The sequence below is a fragment of the Arthrobacter nitrophenolicus genome (genome assembly GCF_000332815.1).
Classification (GTDB): Bacteria; Actinomycetota; Actinomycetes; order Actinomycetales; family Micrococcaceae; genus Arthrobacter; species Arthrobacter nitrophenolicus.
In genome coordinates this window covers 18,550-31,594 of record NZ_AOFD01000049.1, presented here as the reverse complement: position 1 = coordinate 31,594, position 13,045 = coordinate 18,550, and the positions used below count along the sequence as shown (strand labels likewise).

Annotated in this window: 14 protein-coding genes; 3 read left to right on the top strand and 11 right to left on the bottom strand. The window is 67.4% G+C overall.

Annotated elements, in window-relative coordinates:
* From G205_RS15875 to G205_RS15850, 6 genes are all read right to left on the bottom strand, one after another.
* Positions 1 to 476, bottom strand: a 476-nt coding sequence (locus tag G205_RS15875) for a precorrin-2 dehydrogenase/sirohydrochlorin ferrochelatase family protein (RefSeq protein ID WP_009358880.1), incomplete at its 3' end; no start/stop codon positions are given.
* Positions 477 to 666: 190 nt separating this feature from the next.
* On the bottom strand, positions 667 to 1,140 hold the full coding sequence (locus G205_RS21245) for a hypothetical protein (RefSeq protein ID WP_235046976.1): 474 nt from the start codon (positions 1,138 to 1,140) through the stop codon (positions 667 to 669).
* A 135-nt stretch (positions 1,141 to 1,275) separates the two neighbouring features.
* Positions 1,276 to 2,232: an ABC transporter permease gene (locus tag G205_RS15865; RefSeq protein ID WP_035753414.1), complete on the bottom strand. Its 957-nt coding sequence runs from the start codon at positions 2,230 to 2,232 to the stop codon at positions 1,276 to 1,278.
* On the bottom strand, positions 2,222 to 2,947 hold the full coding sequence (locus G205_RS15860) for an ABC transporter ATP-binding protein (RefSeq protein ID WP_009358877.1): 726 nt from the start codon (positions 2,945 to 2,947) through the stop codon (positions 2,222 to 2,224). The genes G205_RS15865 and G205_RS15860 overlap by 11 nt, the downstream gene beginning before the upstream one ends.
* A gap of 26 nt (positions 2,948 to 2,973) precedes the next feature.
* Positions 2,974 to 4,101 carry an ABC transporter substrate-binding protein gene (locus G205_RS15855; RefSeq protein WP_009358876.1) on the bottom strand — a complete coding sequence of 376 codons (1,128 nt, stop codon included), beginning with the start codon at positions 4,099 to 4,101 and terminating at the stop codon, positions 2,974 to 2,976.
* A 130-nt stretch (positions 4,102 to 4,231) separates the two neighbouring features.
* Complete coding sequence (locus tag G205_RS15850) at positions 4,232 to 5,398, bottom strand: RtcB family protein (RefSeq protein ID WP_009358875.1); 1,167 nt, start codon at positions 5,396 to 5,398, stop codon at positions 4,232 to 4,234.
* A 74-nt stretch (positions 5,399 to 5,472) separates the two neighbouring features.
* Between G205_RS15850 and G205_RS15845 the strand changes: the two genes are divergently transcribed.
* Positions 5,473 to 5,913: an SRPBCC family protein gene (locus G205_RS15845; RefSeq protein WP_009358874.1), complete on the top strand. Its 441-nt coding sequence runs from the start codon at positions 5,473 to 5,475 to the stop codon at positions 5,911 to 5,913.
* Positions 5,914 to 5,981: 68 nt separating this feature from the next.
* Here the strand turns inward: G205_RS15845 and G205_RS15840 are convergent, their stop codons facing one another.
* Genes G205_RS15840 through G205_RS15820 form a run of 5 tightly spaced genes read right to left on the bottom strand, consistent with a single transcriptional unit; the run spans position 5,982 to position 11,817 of the window.
* Positions 5,982 to 7,385 (bottom strand): sulfate adenylyltransferase subunit 1, encoded by a 1,404-nt coding sequence (locus tag G205_RS15840; protein WP_009358873.1) that lies wholly within the window; start codon positions 7,383 to 7,385, stop codon positions 5,982 to 5,984.
* Entirely contained in the window at positions 7,386 to 8,354 is a 969-nt protein-coding gene (gene cysD / locus G205_RS15835; RefSeq protein ID WP_035753410.1) for a sulfate adenylyltransferase subunit CysD, read from the bottom strand.
* On the bottom strand, positions 8,351 to 9,091 hold the full coding sequence (locus G205_RS15830; protein ID WP_052014160.1) for a phosphoadenylyl-sulfate reductase: 741 nt from the start codon (positions 9,089 to 9,091) through the stop codon (positions 8,351 to 8,353). Before G205_RS15830 ends, cysD begins: the two co-directional genes overlap by 4 nt.
* Positions 9,092 to 9,147: 56 nt before the next feature.
* Positions 9,148 to 10,893 carry a nitrite/sulfite reductase gene (locus G205_RS15825; RefSeq protein WP_009358870.1) on the bottom strand — a complete coding sequence of 582 codons (1,746 nt, stop codon included), beginning with the start codon at positions 10,891 to 10,893 and terminating at the stop codon, positions 9,148 to 9,150.
* A 54-nt stretch (positions 10,894 to 10,947) separates the two neighbouring features.
* Positions 10,948 to 11,817, bottom strand: coding sequence for a sirohydrochlorin chelatase (locus tag G205_RS15820; protein WP_009358869.1), 870 nt, complete (start codon positions 11,815 to 11,817; stop codon positions 10,948 to 10,950).
* 61 nt (positions 11,818 to 11,878) lie between these two features.
* On the opposite strand from G205_RS15820, the gene G205_RS15815 reads away from it, so the two are divergent.
* The gene (locus G205_RS15815; protein WP_009358868.1) at positions 11,879 to 12,547 is read left to right on the top strand and encodes a trimeric intracellular cation channel family protein; all 669 of its coding nucleotides are present in this window, start codon (positions 11,879 to 11,881) and stop codon (positions 12,545 to 12,547) included.
* A gap of 13 nt (positions 12,548 to 12,560) precedes the next feature.
* A complete protein-coding gene (locus G205_RS15810; protein WP_009358867.1) occupies positions 12,561 to 12,992 on the top strand; it encodes an SMI1/KNR4 family protein in 432 nt (143 codons plus the stop codon).
* Positions 12,993 to 13,045 lie beyond the last annotated feature (53 nt).

Genomic DNA, 13,045 nt, shown 5'->3' with positions numbered 1-13,045 from the left:
CGGCGGCGCAGCGGCAGGTCGCCGGTTTCCAGTGCCGTGGCCACGGCGTCGCGGACGGCCATGGCCCGGCGCGGATCTCCCCCGGCGTTCACGGCAATCTTGACGTCATCCACTTCGGCGACGGCGGGTGTCCAGGCGGCGGAGGCTTCATGGTCGGAGGCGTTGACGCACCAGATGCGCTGCGCCTCGGCGTCGGCCGATACCAAGGCGTCCACGGCGGAATCGCCGGTGGCCGTCTGGACGAACCAGGCGCCATCGACGTCTTTGGAGTCATACCGGCGCGCTGCCCAGGTGAGCAGGCCGGCGTCGGCCATCTCCTGGAGCGCGGGAGAGGCAACGGGAGCCACCACGGTGACCACGGCGCCGGCGTCGAGCAGGCCCTTGGCACGGCGGGCAGCAACGGGGCCGCCGCCCACCACCAGCACGGGACGGCCGAGGAGCCGCAGCGCTGTGGGGTAGATATCCTGAATTGCCATGAATCAACGGTAGGGCCGCGTCACAATCGCCCACAAAGGCCGAGCAACACCAGTTCACGCAAGGTAACGCTGCGTCACAAACCCGGCCGTCCGCCGTCGGCCTCCCTCCGACGGCCGTGGGGCACATCGGCGCGCACCCGCCCTTGTCCGCGGCCCAATCCCCGGCGTGTCCGTGTCAAAGTGCCCCTGTTTAGCCCTTGACTCCGGTCAGTCTGCGCGGCGTTCGGCACCAAAGCCGGCCACGGCCCGGAACAGGGCCACCAGTCCAACGATGAAGCCGATGACCTGGCCCACGATGCCCAGCACCAGCAGTCCGTACGACGACGGGCCAGCCGGACCAGGTGCCGCCGAAGTCAAAGGGAAACACTTCCCACAGCTGGACCATCGCGGGCACACCGATGGCCAGGACGGCCAGGTTGCCCAAGGCGTTGACGATGCGGGAAGGGACCAGGAGGAAGACCAGGTGCGCCAGCATTGTCGCCACCAGCACCAGGGTGACCGCACCGAGGACGCGGGACGTGTCGGGAGTCAGGAACGGCACGGTCTGCCAGCCCGGCCACATGTGGATGGCCCACAGCAGGGCAGCGTTGATCACGACGGCGGTGACATGGCCCGCCGAAGTGGCCGCTGTCGCCTGGTCCACGCTCCTGGAGTTCTTGCCCACATCTACAGGCTGGTACCCGGGCACTGCATGCAGAAGTGACTAAGGTCCCCCGGCTGCCCCCTTATAAAAAATGCGGGGTCAGGTCCCTCCCCGGTAATGGGATAGGACCTGACCCCGCGCGGGAGCGTGGAAGAACTAGCGGGTGCTGCCGGCGAGGAGGCCGCGGCTGCGCAGGAGCCGCTTCTCGATGGGGGCGAACACCAGCAGTTCGATGAGGATTCCGACGCCGAGGATCAGCAGGATCGCGGACATCACCACTGACATGTCGGACAGCACGCGGCCCTGGTCCAGCAGCGAGCCCAGGCCGAAGCCGATGGTGCCGCCCACGGCGATGATTTCAGCGGCCATGAGTGATCGCCACGAGAAGGCCCAGCCCTGTTTCAGCCCGCCGAGGTATCCGGGAAGGGCGGCCGGGAGGATGACCTGCAGTGCCATCTGCAGCCGTGACGCTCCCAGGACGGTGCCGACGCGGCGGTACTGCGGCGGGATCTGGTCCACCCCGGAGATGAGACCGTTGATGATGGACGGGATGGCGCCCATGAACACCACGAAGTAGACGGTGGCGTCCGTCAGGCCGAACCAGATGATGGCCGCAGGCACCCAGGCCACGGACGGCAGCACCTGCAGGCCGGAGATCAGCGGACCGAAAGCCCGGCGCAGCGGAGCGACCTGGGCCAGCAGCAGGCCCACTGGTGTGGCAATGGCGACGGAGATGATGAAGCCCACCACGCCGCGCTGCAGCGAGGTCCACATGGCCTCCTGCAGCTTGCCTTCATTCCACAGAAGGCCCATCTGCCCCATAACGTCCAGCGGCCCGGGGACCAGGTCGCGGCGCTTGACCCCAAGGGACACATAGAACTGCCAGATGAGCACCAGGACCACCAGGGCAGCGACGGGCAGCAGGATCCGGCTCCAGTCGATCCGGTGCTTGCGCTCGGCGTCGGACTGCAGCGAGTCCAGCCCGGACTCAAGCTCCCGCAGGTCCTCATTCCCGGTGGAAGTCCGGGTCAAAGCGGCATGCACGTGCTCGCGGGTTTCGACAGGCTCAACCACCGGTTCTGACTCAGCAAGAGGCGTGGGGTTACTTGGCATGGCGGCGAATCTCCTCCCGCAGCCGGGCGGTGATGACCCCGGTCAGCTGGCCGGCGAGCCCGGCGTCGGTTCGGTGTTCCTCGGTGACGGCCCATTCCTGGACCACGCGGCCGGGGCGGGAGGACAGCAGCAGTACGCGCTGGCCCAGCCGCACGGCTTCACGGACGTTGTGGGTGACGAAGACGATGGTCCGCCCGGTTTCCTTCCAGATGCGCTCCAGTTCGTCATGGAGGAGGTCGCGGGTGATCGCATCGAGGGCGGCGAACGGCTCATCCATGAGCAGGAGCTGCCGGTCCTGGGCGAGCGAGCGGGCCAGGGACACGCGCTGGCGCATGCCGCCGGACAGTTCGTGCGGGCGCTTGTCGCCGGCGGCGCCGAGGTGCACCAGCTCCAGGAGTTCCTGGGCCTTGGCACGCCGCTCGGCCTTGCCTACGCCGCGCAGCTTCAGCGCCAGCTCGATGTTCTCCCGGGCCGTGAGCCAGGGAAAGAGTGCTGCGTCCTGGAACATGAAGGCGGCACCGTCGCTGGGTACTTCCAGGGCTCCCGACGACGGCGCCTCCAGTCCCGCGATGATGTTCAGCAGCGTGGACTTGCCGCAGCCGGAGGCACCGAGGAGGGCAACGAACTCGCCCTTTTCGATGTTGGCGTTGACGTCGTCCAGTACCGGGGCGCCGTCGCCGAAGCGCTTGCCCAGGTGTTCCAGTACGACTGGCATGGTGCCGTCCTTAGGTAGTGGGTTGGTCAGTCCTGGCCGAGGCCGGCCGCGGAAATCTTGCTGGTGCCGGCGACTTCGTTGAGTGCCTGGAGGTCGAAGAGCCCGCTGATCTCTGCCTGCCTGGTGGTGCCGGCGTCGACGCCGTCCTGCAGAAGGCGGGGGTAGGCGCCCGCCAGCGGGTCAAGGGTGAAGGTGATGTTGGCCAGGGACCGGGCCAGGACGTCGTCGGCCAGCGCGGCGCCGGCGGATTCCTCCAGCGCTGAGTTGATAACCGCTGCTTTCTGGTCCGCGGGGGCTTCGTTCAGCCACGCCACCGACTTCGCGTGGCCTGCGAGGAGGGCCTTCACGGTGTCCGGGTGCTCGGCCGCGAACTTCTGGTTCACGATCAGGATGGTGGTGGGGAACTCGCCCGGCTTGCCGGTCCCGGTGCCGTCCCACAGGTCCTTCTCGTCCACCAGCACCTTGGCTCCGGCCTGGAGCACCAGGCGTGACGCCCACGGCTCGGGCAGCCATGCGCCGTCGAGCTTTCCGTCCTGGAACAGCTTGAGCGTCTGGGCGTTGTCCGTGGGGTTGATGGCCACGTCGCCGCTGCCGTCCACGTTGGTCTTGTAGCCCTGGGAGGTGAGCCAGGCGCGGAGGGCCACGTCCTGGGTGCCGCCAAGCTGCGGGGACGCGATGGTCGCGCCCTTGAGGTCGGTGGCCGAGGTGATCTCAGGCTTGACCACCAGCTGGGCGCCGCCTGCCGCGGCCCCGGCGATGACCCGGACGGATTCGCCCTGGCTCTTGACGAACGAGTTGATGGCGGGGTTGGGGCCGATGTAGGCGGCGTCGATGGCACCGGCGTTCAGCGCCTCGATGGCCGCCGGGCCCGCGTTGAAAGTCTCGGTGTTCAGGGTGGTGCTGCCCAGCGAGTCGGCGAGGAACCCTTCTTTGATCCCCACCAGCGCCGGGGCGTGGGTGACGTTGCCGAAGTACCCGAGCTTCAGTTCGGCTGCGGGGGTGGGGGCAACGGCTTGCGCCTCGGTGTTGCGCGAAACGGTGGACGCGACCACGGCTCCGACGGCGATGAGCAGGACCAGTCCGATGGCCAGGGCGGCCTCGATGGCACGCTTGCGCTTGGGTACCGCGCTTTCGCCTGCCACGATGCGGGTCATCCCGGGCTTGGAACTAGTCATTGTTTCACCATAGGGAGTGACATATTCGCGTTCAATGAAGCCTAAACGGGGGGTCACGCACGTTCATCTAGCGTCACATTCGGACGCGGTGGCACCGGGATTGCGCGGTTCAGTTGCCCTTCACGTTGACCAGCTGCCGCAGCTTGTGCCGCACCGTCACGAGGTCCGCGGCGTCCTGCATCACTTGGTCGATCGGCTTGTACGCGGCGGGAATTTCATCGATGAATGCCTCCGACGCGCGGAATTCGATGCCGCGCATGGCCCGCTTGAGTTCCGCCAGGGTGAAAGCCTTGCGGGCGGCGTTGCGCGAGTACTCCCGGCCCGCCCCGTGCGGGGACGAGTTCAGGGACGCCGGGTTGCCCAGGCCTTCGACCACGTACGACGCCGTGCCCATGGATCCGGGAATGAGTCCGGGATCGCCGGGCTCGGCTTTGATGGCGCCCTTCCGGGAGACCCAGACCGGCTTGCCGTAATGCGTCTCCTGCTGGGTGAAGTTGTGGTGGCAGTTGATCCGCTCGCGCTCCTGCACCCGGCCGCCCACCCAGTGGCCGAACTGCGCACTCACGCGGTCCATCATTTCCTCGCGGTTCAGGAGTGCGAAGTGCTGGGCCCAGCGCAGTTCGGCTATGTACCTGTCGAACTGGGGCGTCCCCTCGTCAAGGTACGCGAGGTCCGGGTCCGGCAGGTAGACCTGCTTCTTCCGGCTGACATGCTGTGCCACGCCGATGTGGTGCTGGGCGATCTTGTTGCCGATGCCGCGGGAACCAGAGTGAAGGAACAGCCAGACGTCCTGGTTTTCATCGGCACAGATTTCGATGAAGTGGTTCCCGGAGCCCAGGGAACCCAGCTGCAGCTCCCACTTCTCGACGTACTGCGCCGGGTTGAAGCCGGCCTTCGCAGCCAGTCCCTTGAGCTCGGCAATCCGGGGTTCCGCAGTGGGAAGCACCTTCTTGTTGTTGTGCCCGGCGGAGAGCGGGATGACGCGCTCGATGTCCTCCCGGATCCGCTTGAGGTCCTTCGGAAGGTCCTTGACCGAGTACTGGGTGCGGACGGCAATCATGCCGCAGCCGATATCCACCCCTACCGCAGCCGGAATGATCGCGCGCAGCGTGGGAATGACCGAACCAACGGTGGCACCCTTGCCCAGGTGCGCGTCGGGCATCAGCGCCAGGTGCGGGTAGATGAACGGCAGGCCGGCTGTCTTCACGGCCTGCTCGCGGGTTTGGCTGTCCAGGATCGAGGCCCAGTTCAGAAGCTTCGGGCTGATGATTTCCATGCTCCGCCTCCCACTGCACGGCCCAGGACTAACGTAAGTCCTAGGCTAACCCGCACGTTAGAAGGAGATGCAGCATGGTGGACGTCCAGACCGAGATTGTCATCAACCGGCCACGCGCCGAAGTTGCCGAATACGCGGCCAACCCGGACAACGCGCCGAGCTGGTACGTGAACATCCATAAGTCGCAGCGGCTGACCGCGGGCCCCATCAGCACGGGCTCCAGGGTGGCGTTCACCGCCAAGTTCCTGGGGCGGGAGCTGAACTACACCTACGAGTTCGTGGAGTACGTCCCCGGCGAGAAGCTGGTGATGCGGACCGCGCAGGGGCCCTTCCCGATGCAGACCACCTACACATGGACGGACCACGCCGGCGGGACCCGGATGACGCTCGGCAACACCGGCAAGCCCTCCGGCTTCTCCAAGCTGGCCGGGCTGGTCATGGAGCCGATGATCCGCCGCGAGACCCGGAAGGACCTGGAACGGCTCAAGTCGATCCTCGAACGGCAATCCGCATAACCGGCCCGGCACCGCATAACCGTTGCCGGGCAGCACCGGTTATGCGGGCAGTGGCCGGTTATGCGTCATTAGATGCTGTAGCGCTCGTCCTCGTGGTCGCCCGGGTGGTCCTTGACCAGGCCGGCGGCCAGTGTATTGCCGTCCAGCGGGTCGATCACCAGGAACGCACCGGTGCGGCGGTGGTGCAGGTAGTTCTCGAGCGGCAACGGCGCGGCGAGCCGGAGCTGGGCGTGGCCGATGTCGTTCAGTTCCAGGGTGGATGCCGGCTCCAGCTTGAAGGACGCGAGATCCAGCTTTCCGGAGACGTTGCGGACCAGTGCCTGGACCGTGCGGGTGCCGTGCTTGACCAGCACCTTCTGACCCTCGCGGAGCGGCTTCGGGGACAGCCAGCACAGCGCTGCGTAGAGGTCTGCGGACGCTTCGCGGACCGTTCCTGCGGCAGCGATGGTGTCACCGCGGGCGACGTCGAACTCCTCCGCCAGGCGGATGGCGACGGACTGCGGGGCGGCGGCTTCCTCCAGCGAGGAGCCGGCGAAATCGATGCCCACCACGGTGGTGGTGCGCGGGTCCTGGCCGGGAGTCAGCACGGAAACCTTGTCCCCCACCTTGACTGAACCCTCGGTGATCTGGCCCGCGTAAGCGCGGTAGTCGCGGTAAGCCTCGACGTCCAGGCCGGCGGCAACGGCGTCGGGAGCCAGGGCGCCCTGCGGCCGGATGACCAGCTGCACCGGGAAGCGGAAACTCTCCAGGTGGCTTTCGAGTTCGTCCGCAGCGGGCAGGGTCTCCAGGACCTCCAGCAGCGCCGGACCGGTGTACCAGGGGGTCCGCTCGGACCGGTCCACCACGTTGTCGCCGTCGAGGGCGGACACGGGGATGACCAGCAGGTCGCTGATTCCGTCGGAGCCGAGGCCGAGTTCGCGGCCAACCTGCTGCACGTCCGCTTCAATGTCGCGGAACACGGACTCGCTGAAGTCCACCAGGTCGATCTTGTTCACGGCCACGATCACGTGTGCCACGCGCAGCAGCTGCAGCACGGACAGGTGCCGGCGGGTCTGCTCCAGGACGCCCTTCCGGGCGTCAATAAGTACGACGACGGCATCCGCGGTGGACGCACCGGTCACCGTGTTCTTGGTGTACTGCACGTGCCCGGGGCAGTCGGCCAGGATGAAGCTGCGGCGGTCGGTGGCGAAGTAGCGGTATGCCACGTCGATGGTGATGCCCTGCTCGCGCTCGGCGCGCAGGCCGTCGGTCAGCAGCGCCAGATCGATGCCGCCCTTATCCCCGCCGAAGCCGCGGTCCGCGGAGGTGCGGGCAACGGCGTCGAGCTGGTCAGCCAGGATGGCCTTGGAATCGTGCAGGAGGCGGCCCACCAGGGTGGACTTGCCGTCGTCGACCGATCCCGCGGTGGCGAACCGGAAGAGCGTGGTGGGCAGGGCCGTTTCGAGGTCGGCAGCCAGGGTGTCGGTGCTCATTTAGAAGTACCCGTCCTTCTTGCGGTCTTCCATGGCTGCCTCGGAGATGCGGTCATCTGCGCGGGTGGCGCCACGTTCGGTCAGGGTGGATGCGGCGACTTCGACCACGACGTCGCCCACAGTGAAGGCGTTGGACTCGACGGCTCCGGTGCAGGACATGTCGCCCACCGTGCGGTAGCGGACGGTCTTGGTGATGACTTCCTCGTGCGGCAGCGGCTGGGACACCTCGCCCACTGCGCGCCACATGCCGTCGCGGGCGAAGACCTCGCGCTCGTGGGCGTAGTACAGGCCGGGAAGCTCGATGTTCTCACGCTCGATGTAGCGCCAGATGTCCAGCTCGGTCCAGTTGCTGATGGGGAACGCACGGACGTGCTGGCCTACGGTGTGGCGGCCGTTGTACAGGTTCCACAGTTCGGGGCGCTGGTTGCGCGGGTCCCACTGGCCGAACTCATCACGGAGGCTCAGGATGCGCTCCTTGGCGCGGGCCTTGTCCTCGTCACGGCGGCCGCCGCCGAAGACGGCGTCGAACTTGTTCTGCTGGATCGCGTCCAGCAGCGGAACGGTCTGCAGCGGGTTGCGGGTGCCGTCGGCGCGCTCCGCCAGTTCGCCGCGGTCAATGAACTCCTGCACGGAACCCACCACGAGCTTCAGGCCCAGGCGCTCCACGGTGCGGTCGCGGAAATCGATGACCTCGGGGAAGTTGTGCCCGGTATCCACGTGCAGCACGGGGAACGGAACCTTGCCGGGCCAGAATGCCTTGGTGGCCAGGTGCAGCATCACCACGGAGTCCTTGCCGCCGGAGAACAGCAGCGCGGGCTTCTCGAACTCGGCAACAACCTCGCGGATGATGTGGATGGCCTCGGATTCGAGGGTGTCCAGGCTGGAGAGGCGCGTGGGGATTTCGACAGGCTCAATCACCGGAGCGTCGGTTGAGCCTGTCGAAACCAAAGTGTCATTAGAAGTGCTCATACGTGTAGTCCGCATTCTGTCTTGTTGGTTCCTGCCCAGCGGCCGGCGCGGGGGTCCTCGCCGGGAGCCACCTTGCGGGTGCAGGGCTGGCATCCGATGGACGGGTAGCCCTGGGACAGGAGCGGGTTGACGGGCAGGAGGTTGTCGTCGGAGTACTGGACCAGCTGGTCGAACGTCCAGGCGGCCATCGGGTTGACCTTGACCAGGCCGTTCTTCTCATCCCAGGTCACCAGCGGGGTGTTGGTGCGGGTGGGGGCCTCGTCGCGGCGGACGCCGGTGAACCAGAGCTCGTACTTGGCCAGGGTGCGCTGCAGCGGGGCCACCTTGCGGAGAGCGCAGCACTGGGCCGCGTCGCGGGCGAACAGGTCCTTGCCCAGGAGGCGGTCCTGCTGCTCCACGGTGTTCTCCGGGAGGACGTCCACCACGTTGACGCGGAGGTTCGCTGCCACCTCGTCGCGCGTGGCGTAGGTTTCCGGGAAGTGGTAGCCGGTTTCCAGGAACAGGACGTCGACGCCGGGCATCTGGTCCGCGACGAGGGCGGGCAGGACGGCGTCGGCCATGGAGCAGGCGACGGCCACGGCGGGCAGGTCGAAGTTCCGCTCCACCCAGGCGATCACGTCGCGGGCGGGGGCGTCCCAGCCGAGCTCGGCAGCGCCGGCTTCGGCGAGGGCCTTCAGCTCTTCCTTGGAACGGAGTTTCGGGGTTTCGGCGGCCTTGGTTTCGACAAGCTCAACCACCGCCGCTTCCGCTTCGGCAGGCGCGGCCACCGGGTCCACGCCAAGTGCATGCTTGCTCACTGCAGTGCCTCCTCGTCTGCTGCGTGGGCCCACTCTGCGAAGGTCTGTCCTTCGGAGCGCTGGGCCACGAACGTGCGGACAACGCGCTCCACGTAGTCCGGCAGGTCGTCGACGTACACCTTCAGGCCGCGGACGGTCCGGCCCAGGCCGGCTTCCTCGCGGTTGTTGTTGGCCAGCCCGCCGCCCAGGTGGACCTGGAAGCCCGGGGAGGGATCGCCGTCGGGCGTGGGAAGCATCATGCCCTTGAGGCCGATGTCCGCCGTCTGGATGCGGGCGCAGGAGTTGGGGCAGCCGTTGATGTGCAGGGACAGTGCCTGCGGCAGTTCACCGGACTCGGCGAGGTCCGCGAGGCGGCGTTCCAGCTCGGCAACCGCGGTGGCGGCGGTGTGCTTGGTCTCCACGATGGCCAGCTTGCAGTACTCGATGCCGGTGCAGGCGATGGTGCCGCGGCGGAACACGGACGGGCGGGCGGACAGGCCCAGGGCGTCCAGCTCGGCCACCAGCGGCTCCACGTGGTCCTTCTCGACGTCCAGGACAACGAGCTTCTGGTGCGGGGTGGTGCGCAGCCGGTAGGAACCGCGGGCCTCAAGGGTGTCCGCGAGCTTGACCAGCGCAGCGCCGGACAGGCGGCCGGCCACCGGGGTGGCGCCAATGAAGAACTTGCCGTCCTTCTGCTCGTGCACGCCCACGTGGTCGCCGGGGGTTGTGGGCTTGGGCGCGGCCGGGCCGTCGGCCAGCTTGTAGCCGAGGTATTCGTCCTCCAGGATCTGGCGGAACTTCTCCGGACCCCAGTCGGCCATCAGGAACTTCAAGCGGGCCTTGGTGCGCATGCGCCGGTAGCCGTAGTCACGGAAGATGCTCGTGACGCCGAGCCACACGTCGGCGGCCTGCTCGGGCTTCACGAAGGCACCCAGGCGCTTGCCGAGCATCGGGTTGGTGGACAGCGCGCCGCCGGCCCACAGGTCGTAGCCGACGCCCAGCTCGGGGTGGCGGACGCCCACCAGCGCGAAGTCGTTGATCTCGTGGACCACGTCCTGGCTGGGGTGGCCCGTGATGGCGGACTTGTACTTGCGCGGCAGGTTGGACAGCAGCGGGTTGCCGATGAACCGCTCCCCCAGCTCCTCGATCAGCGGGGTGGGGTCGATGATCTCGTCCTTGGCGATGCCGGCCACGGGCGAACCCAGGATGACGCGGGGAACGTCGCCGCAGGCCTCGGTGGTGGACAGGCCAACAGCCTCCAGCCGGTTCCAGATCTCGGGGATGTCCTCCACGCGGATCCAGTGCAGCTGGATGTTCTGGCGGTCGGTGAGGTCGGCGGAATCGCGGGCGAAGTCCACGGAGATCTGGCCGATGACGCGGAGCTGCTCGGTGGTGAGCGCGCCGCCGTCGATCCTCACACGGAGCATGAAGTACTTGTCTTCAAGCTCGTGCGGTTCAAGGGTTGCGGTCTTGCCGCCGTCGATCCCGGGCTTGCGCTGGGTGTAGAGGCCCCACCAGCGGAAGCGGCCGTGCAGGTCCTGGCCGGGGATGGCGTCGAAGCCTTCCTTGGCGTAGATGGTCTCGATACGCTCGCGCACGTTGAGGCCGTCGTCTTCCTGTTTCCAGGTTTCGTTGGCGTTCAGGGGCGTTTTGCCGTCAACTTTCCACTGCCCGTGCGGCTTTGCAGCGGGACGGGCAGGGCGGGCGGGGCGCTTGGTGGCAGCGGAGTCCGCGGACGCTCCGGCTAGAGCTGTATCAGTCATGCATCGACTGTAGGTCCCGCCGGAATGGCGTCACAAAGGCCCGGAAACGCTAAGTCACCTAGGGAAATATTTCGTCACGAAACGCCGGACGGCCTTGAAGAAGCCATCCTGCTGTGCATCGGCCGGCGCCGTTTCCTGGCGGTCAACGGGCTCTTCCGCGGGCACGCCGGCAGGTGCCGCGGCGGCTGCTTCCAGGGCTTTCGCGACGGCGGCGTCGTACCGTTCCAGGGCGATCTCGGCGAGCGCGGGGGACGGCAGCAGCGGCTCGGTCACCAGGTCGGCCCCGGCCTTGGCCAGCTGGTCGTGGAAGAAGCCGGGTGCCAGGAGGTAGGAGGCAATCACCACCCGCCCGCCGACGTCGACTCCTCCCGCGGACTCCCCCGCCCCGGCACCTCCTGCCAGCTCCTCGCGAAGCATGGCGACGGCGTCGGGCACGGACGGCTTGGCGGAGGCACCATAGGCGGCCACCATGCGGTTGGACCGCAGCTGCCGCAACTGCCCCAGCAGCTCTTCCACGCTCTTGGCCGCGTTCGGGTTGGACGAGCCGGCAGCGGCGAGGACCACCACGTCGTTGTCCGTGACGCCGGCCTCGCGCAGCCGCTGGTCAAGCAGCGCGGCGAGGCGCGGATCCGGCCCCAGGGGTGCGGCGGCCGCACTTCCGGGCCGGCTCTTTACGGCCCGCGCAATGTCCACCTTCACGTGGTAGCCCACGCTGAGCAGCAGGGGCACCACGACGGCGGACTCCCCCGCCGGCAGTCCCGCCACCACATCCACCAGGTCGGGCTGCTGGACGTCCACATACGCTTCCCGAACGTCCAGGCCGGGGCGGAGTTCGGCGATGGCGGCACGCAGCGCGTTGACCTCGGCTGCTCCCTGTGCGTTGGACGTCCCATGGGCGCAGGCGATCATGATGGGGCTGTTCATAGGGGCTAGCGTAACGTTGGAGCCGCCCTGTCCGAACCTCTTTGAATTGCCGGGACGCTCCATGACATTCGCTTTTGACATCGCCCTGGTCTGGCTGGACCTGGCGGGTGTCTTTTTCTTTGCGGTCTCGGGGTCCCTGCTGGCGGCGCGGAAGCGGTTCGACATCCTGGGCTCGCTCCTCCTGGCCTCACTCGTGGCCCTGGGCGGCGGCGTCATCCGCGACATCATCCTCAACACCGTTCCGGCGGCCTTCACCAACCCCGCCTACCTGGTCCCGCCGCTGCTGGCCACGGTCCTGGTGTATTTCCTCTTCTCCAGCGTCCAGCGCTTCACCTCGCTGCTGGTCCTGTTCGACGCCGGTGGACTGGCGCTGTTCTGCATCACGGGGACGCTGAAGGCGCTCTCCTTCGGCATGAACCCGTACGCGGCAGTCCTGCTTGGCGTGGCCACCGCTGTGGGCGGCGGGCTGCTGCGGGACATCACCGCGAACGAGGTGCCCCAGCTGTTCAACGCCCGGGAACTGTACGCGCTGCCGGCGTTCAGCGGGGCGGCCCTGACCTCCCTGCTGTGGGTCTCGGGCTTGTTCAACACGGGGACCGCCGTCCTTGTGGCGGCTGTGGTTTTTGCCTTCCGGGTGGTGGCGTGGCGCCGGTACTGGTATGTTCCGCTGGCTGTCCGGGGGTGGCACCGCAACGGCTCCGACGGCGGCGAATCACGGGGCGGCGATTAGCTAGGATATGAGCATGACTGACATGTTCCTCGAGAAGTTCCGCGCGCTTGTTCCGAAGTATCTCGAGGATGAATGGCAGGAAGCGGACGGGCTGTCCGAGGAGGAGCTGGACAAGGCCCTGGCCGAGCACCAGTTCCAGATCCCGCTGGTGCTGCGCGAGTTCTACCTGGCGCTGGGCGGCTGCGAGGACCTCATGGAGGCCTACCACTACTTCTGGGACCCGGACGAGCTCGAAGTGGACGACGAGGGATTCCTCATGTTCCTCGAGGATGAGGACGAGGAGTACACCTGGGGCTTCCGCGTGGGCGACCTCAGCGTCCCGGATCCCATCGTCTACCGCCGGAACAATGCCCGCGGCCAGTGGAAGTCCGAAGAGGGCACGTTCTCGGAGTTCGTGTTCGACATGTTCGAGTGGGCCTTCGAGGACGACGAGCACGAGGACTAGGGCTTTCAACTCTTTTGGCGCCCACTCCCCGCGGCGATGCTGGGGCACTTTGA

Bases quoted from the DNA above. Each gene is read 5' to 3' on its own strand.
- G205_RS15815 (WP_009358868.1), top strand. From the start codon at position 11,879: ATGACATTCGCTTTTGACATCGCCCTGGTCTGGCTGGACCTGGCGGGT.
- G205_RS15845 (WP_009358874.1), top strand. From the start codon at position 5,473: ATGGTGGACGTCCAGACCGAGATTGTCATCAACCGGCCACGCGCCGAA.
- G205_RS15850 (WP_009358875.1), bottom strand. From the start codon at position 5,398: ATGGAAATCATCAGCCCGAAGCTTCTGAACTGGGCCTCGATCCTGGAC.
- G205_RS15810 (WP_009358867.1), top strand. From the start codon at position 12,561: ATGACTGACATGTTCCTCGAGAAGTTCCGCGCGCTTGTTCCGAAGTAT.
- cysD (WP_035753410.1), bottom strand. From the start codon at position 8,354: ATGAGCACTTCTAATGACACTTTGGTTTCGACAGGCTCAACCGACGCT.
- G205_RS15825 (WP_009358870.1), bottom strand. From the start codon at position 10,893: ATGACTGATACAGCTCTAGCCGGAGCGTCCGCGGACTCCGCTGCCACC.
- G205_RS15820 (WP_009358869.1), bottom strand. From the start codon at position 11,817: ATGAACAGCCCCATCATGATCGCCTGCGCCCATGGGACGTCCAACGCA.
- G205_RS15840 (WP_009358873.1), bottom strand. From the start codon at position 7,385: ATGAGCACCGACACCCTGGCTGCCGACCTCGAAACGGCCCTGCCCACC.
- G205_RS15860 (WP_009358877.1), bottom strand. From the start codon at position 2,947: ATGCCAGTCGTACTGGAACACCTGGGCAAGCGCTTCGGCGACGGCGCC.
- G205_RS15855 (WP_009358876.1), bottom strand. From the start codon at position 4,101: ATGACCCGCATCGTGGCAGGCGAAAGCGCGGTACCCAAGCGCAAGCGT.
- G205_RS15865 (WP_035753414.1), bottom strand. From the start codon at position 2,232: ATGCCAAGTAACCCCACGCCTCTTGCTGAGTCAGAACCGGTGGTTGAG.